This is a genomic window from Paraburkholderia sp. SOS3 (assembly GCF_001922345.1).
In the GTDB taxonomy this organism is placed as follows: Bacteria; Pseudomonadota; Gammaproteobacteria; order Burkholderiales; family Burkholderiaceae; genus Paraburkholderia.
On sequence record NZ_CP018812.1, the window covers coordinates 19,708 to 37,058 of the forward strand.

Sequence of the window (17,351 nt, forward strand, 5' to 3'; positions counted from 1 at the left end):
GCCTGATCGCTGATTGGCCGACATACTACACGAAATCGGGGCTTCCGGGACTGCTTCGCGTACCGTACGAAACACCCCGGAAGCCCCGCATGCAGATGGCGGCCCGACCGCTTCGCTTCACCGAATGAAGCCGAAGCGGCGGGTGGCTAACGTCAATTCCCTTCGAGGAACGACTTCAGCTTGTCCGAACGGCTCGGGTGACGCAGCTTGCGCAGCGCCTTCGCCTCGATCTGACGGATACGCTCACGCGTGACGTCGAACTGCTTGCCGACTTCCTCGAGCGTATGGTCCGTGCTCATCTCGATACCGAAACGCATGCGCAATACCTTCGCTTCGCGCGGCGTCAGCGAGTCGAGCACGTCCTTCACGACGTCGCGCATGCTTGCATGCAGCGCGGCATCGGCCGGTGCAACCGTGTTCGTGTCTTCGATGAAGTCGCCCAGATGCGAATCGTCGTCGTCGCCGATCGGCGTTTCCATCGAGATCGGTTCCTTCGCGATCTTCATGATCTTGCGGATCTTGTCTTCCGGCATCTCCATCTTCTCGGCCAGCGTCGCCGGATCCGGCTCGAGTCCGGTTTCCTGCAGAATCTGACGCGAGATGCGGTTCATCTTGTTGATCGTTTCGATCATGTGAACCGGAATACGGATCGTGCGCGCCTGGTCCGCGATCGAGCGTGTGATGGCCTGACGGATCCACCACGTCGCGTACGTCGAGAACTTGTAGCCACGGCGGTATTCGAACTTGTCCACGGCCTTCATCAGACCGATGTTGCCTTCCTGGATCAGGTCGAGGAACTGCAGACCGCGGTTCGTGTACTTCTTCGCAATCGAGATCACGAGACGCAGGTTCGCTTCGGTCATCTCGCGCTTGGCCTGACGCGCCTTCAGTTCGCCGGCCGCCATCTGACGGTTGGTTTCCTTCAGGTCCTTCAGCGGCAGCACCACGCGCGCCTGCAGATCGAGCAGACGCTGCTGCTGCTCGCGGATCGCCGGGATGTTACGCGTCAGGATCGCGCTGTACGAATGACCTTCGGCGACGATCTTGTCCGACCACTCGAGGTCCGTTTCATTGCCCGGGAAGCGGGCGATGAATTCGGCGCGCGGCATGCCGCACTTGTCGACGACCGTGTGCAGGATCTGACGCTCGACCTGGCGCACTTCGTCCACCTGCGCACGCAGCGTGTCGCACAGACGCTCGACGGTGCGTGCGGTGAAGCGGATCGACATCAGCTCGTTCTGAATCGTTTCCTGCGCCTTCAGGTACGACTTCGACTTGTAGCCTTCCTTCTCGAACGCGCGACGCATCTTGTCGAACCATTCGCTAATCAGCGCGAATTTTTCGAGCGACATGCGCTTCAACGCCTCGAGCTGGGCGGCATTCGCCGTCGCTTGCGCGGCGCCGTCGTCGTCCTCTTCCTCTTCTTCCTCGCCCTCTTCGGCTTCCTCGTCTTCACTCTCGATCGCTTCCGCTTCCTGCTCCGAGAAGCCGTCCGCGTCTTCGGCGTTTTCGTCGATCAGACCGTCGACGAGTTCGTCGATGCGGATCTCTTCGTTCGCGACGCGCTCAGCCATCGCGAGGATGTCCGCGATCGTGGTCGGGCATGCGGAGATCGCCATGACCATGTGCTTCAGGCCATCTTCGATCCGCTTCGCGATTTCGATTTCGCCTTCACGCGTGAGCAGTTCGACCGTGCCCATCTCGCGCATGTACATCCGCACCGGGTCGGTCGTGCGACCGAATTCGGAATCGACCGTCGACAACGCAACTTCCGCTTCTTCCTCGACTTCGTCGTCCGACGATGCGGCGGGCGCGTTGTCGTTCAGCAGCAGCGTTTCGGCATCGGGCGCCTGCTCGTAGACAGCCACGCCCATGTCGTTGAACGTGCTGATGATGCCTTCGATCGCCTCGGTCTCGGCGAAATTGTCCGGCAGGTGGTCGTTGATTTCCGCGTAGGTCAGGAAGCCGCGTTCCTTGCCGAGCTTGATCAACGCGCGCAGCTTGGAGCGCCGCTCCTCGAGCTCTTCCGCGGTGCCCGGCTGCGTGGAGGCGAACGCATCCTTCAGCAGCGCTTTTTCCTTCGCCCGGCGGTCGCGTGCCTTGGCCTTTTCGCCTTTGCCCTGAACGGGAGTTGCGACTTCTTCGTTCTGGGTGGTTGCGTCGTCATCGACGGATACTTCGTTCAGCTTTTTCGTCATGGAGTTCGCCGTACCGGCTGTAGTCTCGACTCGCGGCTGGTGGACAACAGCCGGTTGAACCGTGGATACTGGAGATTCGCGCACTGCCGCATCGTCCTGCGCGGCAGCCGCGTCCCTTGCGTCTTCCTTCGAGCTTCCGGCGCCCGGCCGTTTCGTCACCGCTGCGACAGCTTTCGCCGCCTGCACCGGGGCCGCTCGCGCGGCGGAAACGGTGGAAGTACGCTTCCTGGCTGGCGTGGCGCTCTCGGCAGACGTTTTTGTTACGGAAGTTGCGGACCTGGCCTCTGTGACCTTCGTGGTCGGCTGCCCTGAGCCTTTGCCTGTCGCTTTCTTTCCGCCTGTAGTCTTTACCATTGCAATCGCCTTTCGCCTTTGCCTGGAAATAAAACAAAACCAAAACCGCTGAAAACCTATTATTATAGCACCTGCGTTTCAGCCCTTCCCTCGTCACTTCCGCTTCACAGTCGCTTCACAGTCGCTTCACAGTCTTTTCTCAGCCGTCTTCACAGCCCGAGCAGGCGCTTCATGTCAGCGCACCTTTGACTCAAACCGTTGAATTCCGCCAGTTCTTCCGGCGTATGTCTGGACTGACGAGCCAACTGATCAAGGCGTTCACGGGACGCGTCATAGCGCATCTTGAGGATCGCCGCTTTCAGTTCCTCGCCAGCGAGCCGTTCATGCTCGCGACGCTCTTCGGCGACGCTCGCATCCTCGGGGTCTTTCAGCAACAAATCCCGAACGTTTTCATCATAGTCCAGAATTTCGCGAAAGATTTCCTCGAAGGTTGGGGCGTTCGCACCATTGCGCAATAGATCGGACAGCAATTGAAATTCGGCCGTTTCCCCCAATGCTCGCGCGTGGGTCAGCACCTCCTCGAATAGCTCCGCATGACGCGTTACTGCCAGCAAATCTCGTTCTGCGTCCTCGTCGAGCACCGCCGCGATGCGCGGATGCATGACGAGGTTGCGCAAGGCTCGCTGCTCGATACCGGTTACACTGCGCCGATCCTTGCGCGCGGGCGCCGAACGCGCAGCGGCGGCAATCCGCGCATCGACCTCGCACAGTGCGGCCACTTCGTCGAATGGCACATCGAGGCGATCCGCGAACATGTGCATGATCTGTGCGCGCAACGCGTTGGCCGGCAGCGCCTGCAATAACGGCTTTGCATCGAAGAGCGCGCGCGCCCTGCCTTCGGGCTGGTCCAGTTCCTTGCCCGCAAGGACCTCGTTGAGCATGAACTGCGACAGCGGCATGGCCCGCTCGACCTGCGCCGCAAACGCTTCGGTGCCGAACTCGCGCACATAGCTGTCCGGATCGTGTTCGGTCGGCAGGAACAGGAACCGGATCGTCCGGTTGTCCGCCGCATGCGGCAGGCACGCGTCGAGCGCGCGACGTGCCGCGCGCCGGCCGGCTGCGTCGCCGTCGAAGCTGAAAATCACCGTATCGGTCTGGCGCAGCAATTTCTGCACATGAATCGGCGTGCAGGCCGTGCCCAGCGTCGCCACCGCGTTCTGAAACCCCAATTGGGCCAGTGCGACGACGTCCATATACCCTTCAACTACCAGCACGTACCGTTGTTCCCGGATCGCGAGCCGCGCTTCGAAAAGCCCGTAAAGCTCGCTGCCTTTGTTAAATAGCGGCGTTTCCGGCGAATTCAAATACTTCGGCTCGCCGCCGTCGAGCACGCGGCCTCCGAAACCGATGACCTGTCCTTTCACGTTGCGGATCGGGAACATCACGCGCTCGCGAAACCGGTCGTAGCGGCGATTCTGGCCCTGCGCATCCGACTTTTCGCTGACGATCACAAGGCCAGCTTCGACAAGTGCTTCGTCCCTATAATTGGGAAACGCCACCTCGAGGTTCTGCCATCCATCCGGGGCGTAACCGAGACCGAAGCGCGCCGCGATCTCGCCGGTCAGTCCGCGCTTTTTCAGGTACTGAATCGCATTCGGCGCGCCACGCAGCTGCTTGCGGTAAAAATCGCACGCGGTCTGCATCACGTCCGACAGCGCCGTCGTGACGGCCTTCGATACGGCCGGGCCATAGCCTTCGCCGCCGCTACCATTCGCGCCGCCAGCTACGCCGCGCATCGACGGCTCATGCGGCACCGTCAGGCCCACCGCTTGCGCAAGCTCGTTGACCGCTTCAGGGAATGTCAGCCCCGCATGCTCGATCAGAAAGCCGATCGCCGTTCCATGCGCGCCGCAACCGAAGCAGTGATAGAACTGCTTAGTCGGACTAACCGTAAACGAAGGGCTCTTCTCGTTGTGGAACGGGCAAAGCCCCATGAAGTTCGCGCCGCCTTTCTTGAGCTGCACATACCGCCCCACCACGTCGACGATATCGACGCGGTTGAGCAGGTCCTGCAGGAAAGAGTGCGGAATCACGATACTTGCGTTGCCTTCAAAAGGACCGGTGCGCCGTCCGCCGGTTGCGTCGGCCATGCGTTCTGAACAGGATAGGACGCCCGCGCGGAAACGGACACAGGCAACAACATGCGAGCAGGCGCAAGGAGAGCGGCGTCATTCCCGCGCGACCTTGTCCGCGGAAAACCGTTACTTCGCGAGTGCGGCCTTGACCTTCGCCGATACCGCTGTCATGTCCGCGCGGCCCGCCAGTTTCGGCTTCAGCACGCCCATCACCTTGCCCATATCCTGCGGTCCGGCGGCGCCCGTCTGCGCGACGGCTGCCTGAACTTCCGCGGCGATCTCGTCATCGGACATTTGCGCGGGCATATAAGCCGCGAGCACGTCGAGCTCGCCCTTTTCCTTCGCGACGAGATCGGTGCGCCCCGCGGTTTCGAACTGGCTGATCGAGTCTTTGCGCTGCTTGATCATCTTGTCGATGACCGCCGTGACGCCGGCGTCGTCGAGCTCGATACGGTCGTCGACTTCGCGCTGCTTGATTGCCGCAAGCAGCAGCCGAATCGTGCCGAGGCGTTCTGCCTCCCGCGCGCGCATCGCGGCCTTCATGTCGTCGTTGATCCGAACCTTAAGACTCATCGTTCACCTGCCATACGTTGTGAAGGTGTTGCGGGAATGGAATGCGCGTCCGGGCGAGGCGTTGCGCGCCCTAGTGTGTAACACGCAGAACACAAAAACCCGCGTGAAGCGGGTTTCTCGAACGCGGACCACCTCGCGCCGGGCCGGGCGCCGCGATGCGATCAATAGAACTTCTTCGGCAGCATCTGGCTGCGCAGACGCTTGAAGTGCCGCTTGACGGCCGCCGCCTTCTTGCGCTTGCGCTCGGATGTCGGCTTTTCGTAAAACTCGCGCGCGCGAAGCTCGGTCAGCAAACCGTTCTTCTCGATCGTGCGCTTGAAGCGGCGCATCGCGACTTCGAAGGGCTCGTTTTCTTTTACGCGAATGGTCGTCATCTTTCAATAACGGTTTTGGGCAAAGGGTTGGAAGTATAGCAGACCTTCTGCATAAAAGCACGGATCAGTCAAGCCCCCCGGAGGGGGGTAACTTTTACGGTCAAATCGGCTGCGCTTGAGCGCCGTGCACAAACTCGGCCGCCGCCTGTCCCGCCGCGACGCCCGAAGCCCACGCCCACTGGAAGTTGTAGCCGCCCAGCCAGCCGGTCACGTCGACCGCCTCACCGATGAAATACAGGCCCGGCACGCGCGCGCTCATCATCGTCGACGACGACAGTTCGCGCGTATCGATGCCGCCGCGGGTCACCTCGGCCTTCCGGTAGCCCTCGGTGCCGTTCGGCACGAGCGTCCAGCGCGACAACGCGTCGCCGATCGCGCGCAGCGTCCTGTCCGGCAAATCGGCGATGCGTGCGTCCGCGGACACGCCGTGCGTCTCGAGCCACACATGCGCAAGCCGCGTCGGCACCCACTCGGAGAGCAGATTTCCGATCTGCCGTTTGCTGCCCGCTTTCGCGTCGATGAGCGCTGCAGCCGCGTCGCGTTCGGCCAGCAGATTGATGTGGATGGGCTCGCCCGGCTGCCAGTAGCTCGAAATCTGCAGCACGGCCGGGCCCGACAGGCCGCGATGGGTGAGCAGCAGGTCTTCGACGAACGCACCGGCAGCCTTTTTCGCGCCAGTCGCGAGGTGTACTTCGAGCGACACGCCCGATAGCGTCGAAAACGGCGCCCAGTCGGCGGCCGCGAAGGTCAGCGGGACGAGCGCCGGACGTGTGTCGATGAGCTTGTGGCCGAACTGTTTCGCGAGCCGGTAGGCGAAATCGGTCGCACCGATCTTCGGAATCGACAGGCCGCCTGTCGCGACCACAAGCGCGCGCGCCTTCATACGCCCCGACTGCTGCGTAGCTAGCACAAAGCTGCCGTCTTGCAGGCGGCTGACCTCTTCGACGCCGACCGGGCGGCGCCAGGCCACCTGGCCCGCATCGCATTCATTCTTGAGCACGTCGATTACCGCGTCGCTCGACTGGTCGCAAAACAGCTGCCCTTTATGCTTCTCGTGCCACGTGACGCGATAGCGCTTGAGCAGCGCCATGAAGTCGCGCGGCGTATAGCGCGCAAGTGCGGAGCGGCAGAAATGCGGGTTCGCCGACAGGTAATTGCCCGGTCCCGCATACAGATTCGTGAAGTTGCAGCGGCCGCCACCCGAAATGCGGATTTTCTCGGCGAGCCGCGGCGCGTGATCGATCAACGCGACACGACGCCCGAGCTGACCGGCCACCGACGCGCACATCATGCCGGCCGCGCCCGCGCCGATCACGGCGATGTCGAAAGTTTCCATGGCGCGCATTGTAACTGGCGTGGCTAGCGCCGCCGCAGCCTCAGGCGACCGTTGAGGCCCACTGCTATACTGTTGGGTTACCCGCTCCATTTCGCACCATGCTCGTTCTCGGCATCGAAAGCTCCTGCGACGAAACCGGTCTTGCGCTCTACGACACTGGGCGCGGCCTGCTCGCGCACGCGCTGCACTCGCAGATCGCGATGCATCGCGAGTACGGCGGCGTCGTGCCGGAGCTCGCTTCGCGCGATCACATCCGGCGCGCGCTGCCGTTGCTCGAGGAAGTACTCGAGCGCTCGGGCGTCGCTCAGGCCGATATCGACGCGATCGCCTTCACGCAGGGTCCGGGCCTTGCCGGCGCGCTGCTGGTCGGCGCGAGCGTCGCGAACGGCCTCGCGATGGCGTGGGACAAACCGACCATCGGCATTCATCATCTGGAAGGGCACCTGTTGTCGCCGCTGCTCGTCGATGCGCCGCCACCGTTTCCGTTCGTCGCGCTACTCGTATCGGGCGGACATACGCAACTGATGCGCGTGACCGACGTCGGCATCTACGAGACGCTCGGCGAAACGCTCGACGATGCGGCCGGCGAGGCGTTTGACAAGACCGCCAAACTTCTCGGCCTCGGCTATCCGGGCGGCCCCGAAGTGTCGCGGCTCGCCGAATTCGGCACACCGGGCGCCGTGGCGCTGCCGCGTCCGATGCTGCATTCGGGCGATCTCGACTTCAGCTTCAGCGGCCTCAAAACGGCCGTGCTCACGCAGATGAAAAAGCTCGGCACGAACGTCTGCGAGCAGAGCAAAGCGGACCTCGCACGCGGCTTCGTCGATGCGGCCGTCGAAGTGCTCGCCGCGAAGTCGCTTGCGGCGTTGAAGCGCACGAAACTGAAGCGGCTGGTCGTAGCGGGCGGCGTGGGCGCGAACCGGCAATTGCGCGAGGCGCTATCGGCGGCGGCGAAAAAGCGCGGCTTCGACGTGCATTATCCGGACCTGTCGTTGTGCACCGATAACGGCGCGATGATTGCGCTTGCCGGCGCGTTGCGGCTGCAGCGCTGGCCCGAACAGGCGCATGCCGATTATGCGTTCACGGTCAAGCCGCGTTGGGATCTTGCATCGCTCGCGCGCTAGACGGTCGCTGCTGACGTCATGGCGCGCGACGCATACGTACGTAACCACGAAAACACAAACGGCCGCATCGAGCGGCCGTTTGTATGAGCATCATCAAACCAGCAATTACCGCGCAACGCGCTTGTCGTTCTCGATCAGCGCATACGCGCTGTGATTGTGGATCGACTCGAAGTTCTCCGCTTCGAGCACATACGCAACGATCCGCTCATCTGCGTTGAGCCGTTGCGCGACATCGCGCACGAGGTCTTCGACGAACTTCGGGTTCTCGTACGCACGCTCCGTGACGAATTTCTCATCCGGGCGCTTGAGCAGCCCCCACAGTTCGCACGATGCTTCTTCTTCGGCAATGCGGATCAGCTCTTCAACGGCGATATCGCCGGCCAGTTCCGCATCGATCGTCACATGCGAGCGCTGGTTGTGCGCGCCGTACTGCGAGATCTGCTTCGAGCACGGGCACAGACTCGTGACCGGCACCAGCACCTTCAGGAACACACGCGTCACGCCGTCGCGCACATCGCCCGCAAGCGTCACCTCATAGTCGAGCAGGCTCTGCACGCCCGACACCGGCGCGGTCTTGTTCACGAAATACGGGAACGACACTTCGATACGTCCGGCGCGCGCCTCGAGCTTCTCGAGCATCGAGGCCAGCATCGGGCGCAGCGTCGTCGCATCGAGCGGCTCGGTGCGCTCCTCGAGCAAGGCGACGAAGCGCGACATATGCGTGCCCTTCTGCTCCGCGGGCAAGTGAACATCGAGGTTCCACGTGCCGATGGTCGGCTGTACCGCGCCGGCTTGCGTGCGAACCGTCAATGGATGACGCACCGCCTTGACGCCCACCCGCTGAATCGGAATCTGCCGGGTATCGACCGTGCTCTGCACGTCGGGCATCACGAAAGCGGGGTTCATCTGATTCATCTTTTTATCCTCACGGGCACGCGCGGGCGCGTGCGTGCAAATGGCGATCTGCAAATGGCAACCGCCGGCTTCAAGCCGGCGGTTCCGGATGGGCTCCACGGCCCATCGACTCGTATTGGAGAATGCCGCAACCGGCGGCAAGTGCGCCGTCAGGCTCAGGCGACGCGCTTCACCGACTTTCCGGCCGATGCCGCGCTGACATGATCGATGAACCGTTCGCGGATCGACTTCGCGATGCCCGCGCCGTCGAGACCGCATTCGGCGAGCAGCTTGGCCGGATCCCCATGATCGATGAACTGATCGGGGAGGCCCAATTGTAGTACGGGCCTGATAACCCCACTTGCCAGCAGGGCTTCGACGCAGGCAGAGCCCGCACCGGCCATCACACTGCCTTCTTCGACCGTGACGAGCGCATCGTGCGTTTCCGCCAGTTCGCGGATCAGCTCCGCGTCGACCGGCTTCACGAAGCGCATGTTGGCGACGGTCGCATCGAGCTGCTCGGCGGCGGCGAGCGACGGTGCGACCATCGTGCCGAACGCGAGAATCGCGATGCGCTTGCCCGCGGGCTGCGACGTTTCGCGGCGGATTTCGCCCTTGCCGACCGGCAGTGCGGCCATCTGCTTGACGGTCGCGACGCCCGTTCCCGCGCCGCGCGGATAGCGGACCGCCGTCGGGTTCGGCTGCTGAAGCGCCGTATACAGCATCTGACGGCATTCGTTTTCGTCCGACGCGGCCATCACCGTCATGTTCGGGATGCAGCGCAGGAACGCGAGGTCGTAGGCGCCCGCGTGCGTCGCGCCGTCCGCGCCGACAAGACCCGCGCGGTCGATCGCGAACACGACCGGCAGGTTCTGCAATGCGACATCGTGAATCAGCTGGTCGTAGCCGCGCTGCAGGAACGTCGAGTAGATCGCGACGACCGGCTTCATGCCTTCGGCCGCGAGGCCGCCCGCGAACGTAACCGCATGCTGTTCCGCGATGCCGACGTCGTAGTAGCGGTCCGGAAAGCGCTTCTCGAACTCGACCATACCCGAGCCTTCGCGCATTGCCGGCGTGATGCCGACCACGCGCGCGTCGAGCTCGGCCGCATCGCAAAGCCACTCGCCGAACACTTGCGTGTACGTCTTCTTGCCAGGCGCGGACGACGGCTTGATGCCCTCGGCCGGGTTGAACTTGCCGGGGCCGTGGTACAGCACCGGATCGGCTTCGGCGAGCTTGTAGCCCTGGCCTTTCTTCGTCACGACGTGCAGGAATTGCGGCCCGCGCAATTCCTTGATGTTCTGCAGCGTCGGGATCAGCGAGTCGAGATCGTGCCCGTCGATCGGACCGATGTAGTTGAAACCGAACTCTTCGAACAGCGTAGCCGGCACGATCATGCCCTTCGCGTGTTCTTCGAGCTTGCGCGCGAGGTCGAGCATCGGCGGCGCCACGCGCAGCACGCGTTCGACGCCCGCGCGCGCGGCCGCGTAGAAGCGGCCGGACATGAGCCGTGCAAGATGGCGGTTCAACGCGCCGACCGGCGGCGAGATCGACATGTCGTTGTCGTTCAGGATGACGAGCAGCGGCACGTCGTCGGCCACACCGGCGTTGTTCATCGCTTCGAACGCCATGCCCGCCGTCATCGCGCCATCCCCGATCACCGCGATCGAAAAGCGGTCTTCGTGCTGCAGCTTGCTCGCGATCGCCATGCCGAGCGCGGCCGAAATCGACGTGCTCGAATGCGCGGTGCCAAACGTGTCGTATTCGGATTCCGAGCGGCGCGGGAAGCCCGAGATGCCGCCGAGCTGGCGCAGCGAATGCATCTGGTCGCGGCGGCCCGTCAGGATCTTGTGCGGATAGGTCTGGTGGCCGACGTCCCAGACAATGCGATCGCGCGGCGTGTCGAACACGTAATGCAGCGCGATCGTCAGCTCGACGGTACCGAGATTGGACGACAGATGTCCGCCGGTTTGCGACACGCTGTCGAGCACGAAATTACGCAGCTCGCCGGCAAGCGAATGCAACTGGCGGAGGTCGAGGCGGCGCAGGGCGGCCGGGTCGTCAATGGTTTTCAGCAAGTCGTACATCGTCGTTCCATTGTAGGAAAACTTGCGCGCCCGCACTTCATTCGCGCCTACCCCTTCTGGTCTCTAGCGTGGCGGCGGGCTTTCGCGTTGGTTCTTCGCTTCTTCAGCTGACCCGGTTCACGACCAGGTCCGCAAGCTCGGCAAGACGCTGTGCGCGCGTGCCGAAGGGCGCGAGCGCCGCGTGTGCATCGCTGCGCAGTTGCGCCGCGAGCGCGCGCGATGCGTCGAGCCCGATAATCGATACATAAGTCGGCTTGCCGTCCTTCGCATCCTTGCCCGCGGTCTTGCCGAGCGTGGCCGAATCGGATGTGGCGTCGAGGATGTCGTCGACCACCTGGAATGCGAGGCCCACGGCCGCCGCATAAGCGTCGAGCGCGCGCAGCGCGTTCGCATCGGGCGTCTCGCCGGCCAGCGCACCCATGCGCACCGACGCGCGCAACAGCGCGCCGGTTTTCATACGGTGCATCGTTTCGAGTTGCTCGCGCGTAAGCTTGTGGCCGACGCTCGCGAGATCGATGGCCTGGCCGCCCGCCATGCCGATCGAGCCGATCGCGAGGGCAAGCTCGCGCGTCAGCGCCGCCTGCTGTGCGGCAGCAAGCGCCGCGCCTTCGGTCAGCGCGACGAATGCCTGCGACTGCAGCGCGTCGCCGACCAGCAGTGCCATCGCTTCATCGTACTGGATGTGCACCGTCGGCTTGCCGCGGCGCAGGGCATCGTCGTCCATGCATGGCATGTCGTCGTGCACGAGCGAGTACACATGCACCATTTCCAGCGCGGCCGCGGCGGCCTCGAGCGACTCGGCACGCGCGCTCGTCAACTCGCCTGCCGCGTGGCAGAGCAACGGACGGACGCGCTTGCCGCCGCCCAGCACCGCGTAGCGCATCGCCTCATGCAGGCGCGCCGGGGCGGTCGAGGTGGGCGGCAAGTAGTGATCGAGAGCCTGTTCCACGCGCTCGAGCACCGTGCGCATCCATTGTTCGAAATTCATAGATCGTCGTCTCCGCTATCAGCGGCGGTTGTGGGGAGCGGCTTCAGCGTTTCGCCATCAAGCACGCGAACCTGTTGTTCGACTTTTTCGAGTTGCTGCTGGCAGAACGCCACGAGGGCGGCGCCGCGCCGGTACGCGGCAAGCGACTCCTCAAGACTCAAGCTGCCGCCCTCCATGCGCCCGACGAGCCCTTCGAGCTCCGCGAGCGCCGCTTCGTACGTGTCGGGCAGCGGCGCACCGGCCTCTGCCGCAGGGGACGTATCAGCGTTCTGGTTGGATGCGGTGTTCGCCATGAATCGTCGCAAAATTAAAACAAGTCGGACATTCTACGGCAAAAGCGACATTTCCGATCTCACCACCGGCTCCGATGCCGTTGCGCATTGGGCACACGACATGCGGGCCATGGCATGCATGCGCGTCGCGTCCGTCAAAAAACTCTAGCGCCGATAGGGTAAAAACGCGAACTTCGAAGACAATTTTGACCCAAATCAGGTACTTAAAGTCCCCAAGGAGGGGGAAACAGGTATAATCGCGGGCTCCCTAAATCGAATCTTCGATGGTTGGGTTGTTCACTGCTTTCACGTCTTCATCGGGAGTGGGAATGTCCAATCTGAGCAATGCGCTGCAGTTGCGAGCTATTCATAGTCAGCTGCCAGTCGCCGCTTACTTTGACGAAGCGCTTCTTACGCGCGAACTCGAAACCCTTTTCAGGAAAGGTCCTCGTTACGTCGGGCACGAATTGATGGTGCCCGAAACGGGAAACTATTTTGCCCTGCCGAGCGAAAGCGAAGGTCGCGTCCTCGTTCGCAACCAGCAATCGCAGGTCGAACTGCTGTCGAACGTGTGCCGGCATCGCCAGGCGATCATGCTGAACGGTCGCGGCAGCACGGAGAATATCGTCTGTCCCCTGCACCGCTGGACGTACGACCTGAACGGCCAGTTGCTCGGCGCGCCGCACTTCGCGGACAACCCCTGTCTGAATCTCGGCGCCACGCCGCTGCAGAACTGGCATGGGCTGCTCTTCGAAGCGCAAGGACGCGATGTCGCGAAAGATCTCGCGCGCCTCGGCACGAAAGACCACTTCGCCTTTACGGACTATATGTTCGATCACGTCGAAGTCCACGAGTGCAATTACAACTGGAAGACCTTTATCGAGGTCTATCTGGAGGACTATCACGTCGTGCCATTCCATCCGGGCCTTGGCAGCTTCGTGAATTGCGACGACCTCAAGTGGGAATTCGGCGACTGGTACAGCGTGCAAACGGTAGGCGTCCATAACGGCCTCGCGCGCGCGGGCAGCCCGACATACGCGAAATGGCACGACGAGGTACTGCGCTTTCGCGACGGCAAGCCGCCCGAATTCGGCGCGATCTGGATGGTGTACTACCCGGGCATCATGATCGAGTGGTATCCGCACGTGCTCGTCGTGTCGTGGCTGATTCCGCGCGGTCCGCAAAAAACCACCAATGTCGTCGAGTTTTATTACCCTGAAGAAATTGCGCTGTTCGAACGGGATTTCATCGAAGCCGAGCGCGCCGCCTATATGGAAACGGCCCGCGAAGACGACGAGATCGCCGAGCGGATGGACGCGGGCCGCCGTGCGCTGATGGAGCGCGGCGAATCTCAGGTCGGCCCGTATCAAAGCCCGATGGAAGACGGCATGCAGCACTTCCACGAGTTTTTGCGCCGCGAGTTGGGGACGATCTGATCTCCAGTCATGGCGAGGCGCGCGTCGCTTCGCAAGACGGCGCGGCATTGAACGACGTGTAAAGGACGGGCTTCGGGCCCGTCTTTTTTGTTTAGACTACTAGACACATCGTCCGGCACCGTCCGGCCTCGTTTGCTTTGAGGAGCCGCCATGTCCCAGAACGCCACACCTCACACCCATCACACGACGCTCATCTCGGCCGAGAATCTCGCCGAGCGGCTCGCATCGGCGCCAGACAACGTATTCATTGCGGACTGCCGGTTCGATCTGGTCGATGCCGAAGCGGGTCCGAAGGCGTATGCGGCCGGCCACTTGCCGCATGCGCATTATTTGCATCTCGATCGCGACCTGTCCGGAGCCAAGACCGGCAAGAATGGGCGCCATCCATTGCCCGACCGTCAACATCTCGTCGATACGCTGGCCGCACTGGGTCTCAGGCAAGGTCAGCAGGTGGTCGCCTATGACGCGCACGGCGGCATGTATGCGGCGCGTTTGTGGTGGCTGCTGCGCTGGCTCGGCCACGATTCGGTCGCGCTGCTCGACGGCGGGTTGCAAGCCTGGCAGGCGGCCGGGCAGCCGCTCACGCAAGATGTGCCACCCACCACGCGCGGCGACTTCAAGGCCGGCAAGCCGCTTGCGGTGACCGTCGACGCGCAGGCCGTCGAACACAACCTGAACACGCATGAGCGCACGCTGCTCGATGCGCGCGCCGCCGATCGGTATCGCGGCGAGAACGAGACGCTCGATCGCGTCGGCGGTCATATTCCCGGCGCGTTGAATCGCTTCTTCAAGGACAACCTCACGGCAGACGGCCGCTTCAAAGCGGCGCACACGTTGCGCGACGAGTTCGGCGCGGTCATGCCCGGTGTCGCGCCGGAGCGGGTCGTGCTGCAATGCGGTTCCGGCGTAACCGCATGTCATAACGCACTCGCGATGGAGATTGCCGGTTTGCACGGCGCCGCGTTGTACCCTGGATCGTGGAGCGAATGGAGTGCGGACCCGGCCCGGCCGGTTGCGACCGGGGCCAAACCTTGAGCCCGAGCCTGGGCGCAGCGGACAGGCGGGATATCGCGAGCGCGCGAGGCGCCAGCGCGGCCGTTACACGCCGCCTGCTTCAGATCAAACGCCGTGCTGCCTGAACCACGCAAGCACACGGCGCCAGGCATCTTGCGCATCGGCCTTTCGATAGCTCGGCCGATAATCCGCGAAGAAAGCATGCCCCGCATCGTCGTACACGACGAACTGCGAACCGCGCGCCTGCTGCGGCCCCTGCGCGATCAGCGCTTTCATTTTTGCGAGCGTGTCCTGCGGAATGCTCTGGTCCTCGCGACCATACAAGCCGAGCACGGGCACCTTCAGATCGCCGACGTGGTCGATCGGATTCGACGGCTGCAACGTCGTCGGCGTGCCGACCACGCGCCCATAAAATGCGACCGCCGCCTTCAGACGCGGATTGTGCTCCGCATAGAGCCACGCGATGCGCCCGCCCCAGCAGAAGCCCGTCAAGCCGACGCGGTTCAGATCGCCGTTATGCTCGCCGGCCCACGCGAAGGTCGCATCGAGATCCTGCAGGACCTGCTCGTCCGGCACCTTGCTGACGAGCTGCTCGTTCAACTGCTGCATGCTCGTGTAAGCGGACGCGTCGCCCTGCCGCACATACAGGTCCGGTGCGATCGCCAGGTAGCCGGCCTTCGCGAAACGCCGGCATACATCGGCGATATGCTCGTGCACGCCGAAGATTTCATGGACGACGATGATGACCGGCAAATGCGTCTTGCCCTTCGGCTGCGCCCGATAGGCGGGCACCAGGGTATCGCCGGAATGGATGCCGACTTCGCCCGCTTCGAGGCCTTCGCTGTCGGTATGAACGGTTTGCGCGGAAACCGGCAGCACCGAAGCCGCAAAGCCGGTGCCGATGGCGGCCTTGATGAACGTGCGGCGATTGAAAGGGACGTGCGGAATCAAACTGTCGATTTCAGGCTTCAGCATGCTGCGCTCCTCGATAAGCGGCAAAGTCGAACGGCCAATGTCGAACGACCAATGTTGAACAGCGGTGACCAGCATTCGGCCGGCATCGTCGATGCATGCGAGAGCGGACAAGCGGGCAGCCGAAACCGCAACAGGATACGCCTCCCGTGCGGCGGCTTGCAGAAGTGGCCGAGCCTCAGGCTCGCGGTTCGCCGCGACTCAGTGCAACTTCACGCGAGGCGACGTCGTGCGATGCAGCCAGTGCGCGAACGTATCGAGCACCATCCGCGCATAGCCGTGCAACGCGGCGATATGTAACCGATAAAGCGACATGTACATGAAGCGCGCGAACAGACCTTCGATCAGGAAGTTGCCGCCGATCACGCCGCCCATCAGATTGCCGACCGCGCTGAAATGGCCCAGCGATACGAGCGAGCCGAAATCGCGATACGTGAACTCCCGCAACGGGCGGCCCGCAAGCCGGTCCGCGATCGCCTTGAGCAGAAAGCTCGCCTGCTGATGCGCGGCCTGCGCGCGCGGCGGCACGTTGCGCTCGTTGCCGGGCCACGGGCAGGCTGCGCAGTCGCCGAGCGCGAAGATGTCGTCGTCGATTTCGGTTTGCAGCGTGCGTCGCACGACCAGTTGGCCAAGCCGGTTAACGGGCAGGCCGTCGAGTTCGCCGAGTACCGCGGGCGCCTTGATACCGGCTGCCCAGACTGTCAGATCGGCGCGCATGGCTTTGCCGCTCGCGGTGCGCACGACACCAGGGGCGACTTCAGCGACGGTCTCGCCGACCATCACCTGCACGCCGAGCTTCGTCAGCAATTCCGTCGTCGCCGTCGACACGCGCTCCTGCAGCGCGGGCAAAATGCGCGGGCCCGCTTCGATCAGCACGATGCCGATATCGTGGCGCGGATCGAGCTTATGCAAACCATACGCGGACAACACGTGCGCGGTGTTGCGCAGTTCGGCCGATAGTTCGACGCCGGTCGCGCCGCCGCCGACAATGGCAACCTGAATGCGCGGCTCGCCAGGCTGTGCGGCAAAGGCTTGAGCTTGGGTTTGAGCCTGTCCGTGCCCTTGCGCTTGCGCCACGTCCGCCGCGACGACCGACTGAGCCTCGGCCTGCTGCGCCGTCCTGAGTTCGCCCGCATGCTCAGTCTGGTGCTCGGTCCGATACTCCGCCCGCACGCACGCCGCAATCAACCGCTTGCGGAAGCGCTCGGCCTGCGGCACCGTATCGAGCGCAATCGAATTCTCCTGCGCGCCCTGCACGCCGAAGAAATGCGTCGTGCTGCCGATCGCGATCACAAGCGTGTCGTATCCGAGCTCGCGCTGCGGCAGCAACTCCGCGCCGTCGTCGTCCGCGATGGCGCCGAGCGTGATGCGTTTCGCCGCGCGATCGAGCTTCTTCAGCTCGCCCTGCTGAAAATCGAAACCATGCCAGCGCGCCTGCGCCGCATACGGCAGTTCCTGCGTGAACGGATCGAGACTGCCCGCCGCCACCTCATGCAGCAGCGGTTTCCACACATGCGTCGGATAGCGGTCGACCAGCGTGACGTGCACGCTCGCGTGCTCGGCCCGCTTGCCGCGGCCATAACGGTCACCCAGGCGCGTGGCCAGTTCCAGCCCGCCCGCTCCCCCACCAACGACGACGATACGATGCATCGAG

The 17,351-nt window shown here is 63.4% G+C and carries 13 protein-coding genes and 2 pseudogenes; 3 read left to right on the plus strand and 12 right to left on the minus strand.

Annotated features, from left to right (window positions below):
• Positions 1-152 precede the first annotated feature (152 nt).
• The 5 genes from rpoD to BTO02_RS20210 all read right to left on the minus strand — a co-directional run bounded on the left by rpoD (position 153) and on the right by BTO02_RS20210 (position 6,910).
• Complete coding sequence (gene rpoD / locus BTO02_RS20190) at positions 153-2,552, minus strand: RNA polymerase sigma factor RpoD (protein WP_075159059.1); 2,400 nt, start codon at positions 2,550-2,552, stop codon at positions 153-155.
• Between the two features lie 149 nt (positions 2,553-2,701).
• Complete coding sequence (dnaG, locus tag BTO02_RS20195; RefSeq protein ID WP_075161221.1) at positions 2,702-4,585, minus strand: DNA primase; 1,884 nt, start codon at positions 4,583-4,585, stop codon at positions 2,702-2,704.
• A gap of 168 nt (positions 4,586-4,753) precedes the next feature.
• A complete protein-coding gene (locus BTO02_RS20200; protein ID WP_075159060.1) occupies positions 4,754-5,200 on the minus strand; it encodes a GatB/YqeY domain-containing protein in 447 nt (148 codons plus the stop codon).
• 161 nt (positions 5,201-5,361) lie between these two features.
• Positions 5,362-5,574, minus strand: coding sequence for a 30S ribosomal protein S21 (rpsU, locus tag BTO02_RS20205; RefSeq protein WP_075159061.1), 213 nt, complete (start codon positions 5,572-5,574; stop codon positions 5,362-5,364).
• A 100-nt stretch (positions 5,575-5,674) separates the two neighbouring features.
• Positions 5,675-6,910 (minus strand): NAD(P)/FAD-dependent oxidoreductase, encoded by a 1,236-nt coding sequence (locus BTO02_RS20210; RefSeq protein ID WP_075159062.1) that lies wholly within the window; start codon positions 6,908-6,910, stop codon positions 5,675-5,677.
• Between the two features lie 98 nt (positions 6,911-7,008).
• Between BTO02_RS20210 and tsaD the strand changes: the two genes are divergently transcribed.
• Entirely contained in the window at positions 7,009-8,034 is a 1,026-nt protein-coding gene (gene tsaD / locus BTO02_RS20215; protein ID WP_075159063.1) for a tRNA (adenosine(37)-N6)-threonylcarbamoyltransferase complex transferase subunit TsaD, read from the plus strand.
• Positions 8,035-8,139: 105 nt separating this feature from the next.
• Here tsaD and folE2 read toward each other — a convergent pair whose 3' ends face one another.
• From folE2 to BTO02_RS20235, 4 genes are all read right to left on the minus strand, one after another.
• Positions 8,140-8,949 carry a GTP cyclohydrolase FolE2 gene (folE2, locus tag BTO02_RS20220; RefSeq protein ID WP_075161222.1) on the minus strand — a complete coding sequence of 270 codons (810 nt, stop codon included), beginning with the start codon at positions 8,947-8,949 and terminating at the stop codon, positions 8,140-8,142.
• A gap of 155 nt (positions 8,950-9,104) precedes the next feature.
• Positions 9,105-11,015: a 1-deoxy-D-xylulose-5-phosphate synthase gene (gene dxs / locus BTO02_RS20225; protein ID WP_075159064.1), complete on the minus strand. Its 1,911-nt coding sequence runs from the start codon at positions 11,013-11,015 to the stop codon at positions 9,105-9,107.
• Positions 11,016-11,118: 103 nt separating this feature from the next.
• Entirely contained in the window at positions 11,119-12,003 is an 885-nt protein-coding gene (locus BTO02_RS20230) for a polyprenyl synthetase family protein (protein WP_075159065.1), read from the minus strand.
• Positions 12,000-12,296, minus strand: coding sequence for an exodeoxyribonuclease VII small subunit (locus BTO02_RS20235; protein WP_075159066.1), 297 nt, complete (start codon positions 12,294-12,296; stop codon positions 12,000-12,002). Before BTO02_RS20235 ends, BTO02_RS20230 begins: the two co-directional genes overlap by 4 nt.
• 308 nt (positions 12,297-12,604) lie before the next feature.
• Between BTO02_RS20235 and BTO02_RS20240 the strand changes: the two genes are divergently transcribed.
• Positions 12,605-13,711 (plus strand): aromatic ring-hydroxylating oxygenase subunit alpha, encoded by a 1,107-nt coding sequence (locus tag BTO02_RS20240; protein ID WP_075159067.1) that lies wholly within the window; start codon positions 12,605-12,607, stop codon positions 13,709-13,711.
• A 150-nt stretch (positions 13,712-13,861) separates the two neighbouring features.
• Positions 13,862-14,746, plus strand: a complete 885-nt coding sequence (locus tag BTO02_RS20245; RefSeq protein WP_075159068.1) for a sulfurtransferase — start codon at positions 13,862-13,864, stop codon at positions 14,744-14,746.
• A gap of 84 nt (positions 14,747-14,830) precedes the next feature.
• On the opposite strand, the gene BTO02_RS20250 is transcribed toward BTO02_RS20245, so the two are convergent.
• The 3 genes and pseudogenes from BTO02_RS20250 to BTO02_RS35655 all read right to left on the minus strand — a co-directional run.
• Entirely contained in the window at positions 14,831-15,700 is an 870-nt protein-coding gene (locus tag BTO02_RS20250) for a dienelactone hydrolase family protein (protein ID WP_075161223.1), read from the minus strand.
• Positions 15,701-15,898: 198 nt separating this feature from the next.
• Positions 15,899-16,708, minus strand: a pseudogene (locus BTO02_RS35650) (NAD(P)/FAD-dependent oxidoreductase); the annotation flags it as partial.
• A 146-nt stretch (positions 16,709-16,854) separates the two neighbouring features.
• Positions 16,855-17,347, minus strand: a pseudogene (locus tag BTO02_RS35655) (NAD(P)/FAD-dependent oxidoreductase); the annotation flags it as partial.
• Between the last annotated feature and the right edge of the window lie 4 nt (positions 17,348-17,351).

Coding starts and splice junctions, on each gene's coding strand:
- rpoD (WP_075159059.1), bottom strand. CDS start 2,552: ATGGTAAAGACTACAGGCGGAAAGAAAGCGACAGGCAAAGGCTCAGGG.
- BTO02_RS20200 (WP_075159060.1), bottom strand. CDS start 5,200: ATGAGTCTTAAGGTTCGGATCAACGACGACATGAAGGCCGCGATGCGC.
- rpsU (WP_075159061.1), bottom strand. CDS start 5,574: ATGACGACCATTCGCGTAAAAGAAAACGAGCCCTTCGAAGTCGCGATG.
- BTO02_RS20210 (WP_075159062.1), bottom strand. CDS start 6,910: ATGGAAACTTTCGACATCGCCGTGATCGGCGCGGGCGCGGCCGGCATG.
- tsaD (WP_075159063.1), top strand. CDS start 7,009: ATGCTCGTTCTCGGCATCGAAAGCTCCTGCGACGAAACCGGTCTTGCG.
- folE2 (WP_075161222.1), bottom strand. CDS start 8,949: ATGAATCAGATGAACCCCGCTTTCGTGATGCCCGACGTGCAGAGCACG.
- dxs (WP_075159064.1), bottom strand. CDS start 11,015: ATGTACGACTTGCTGAAAACCATTGACGACCCGGCCGCCCTGCGCCGC.
- BTO02_RS20230 (WP_075159065.1), bottom strand. CDS start 12,003: ATGAATTTCGAACAATGGATGCGCACGGTGCTCGAGCGCGTGGAACAG.
- BTO02_RS20235 (WP_075159066.1), bottom strand. CDS start 12,296: ATGGCGAACACCGCATCCAACCAGAACGCTGATACGTCCCCTGCGGCA.
- BTO02_RS20240 (WP_075159067.1), top strand. CDS start 12,605: ATGTCCAATCTGAGCAATGCGCTGCAGTTGCGAGCTATTCATAGTCAG.
- BTO02_RS20245 (WP_075159068.1), top strand. CDS start 13,862: ATGTCCCAGAACGCCACACCTCACACCCATCACACGACGCTCATCTCG.
- BTO02_RS20250 (WP_075161223.1), bottom strand. CDS start 15,700: ATGCTGAAGCCTGAAATCGACAGTTTGATTCCGCACGTCCCTTTCAAT.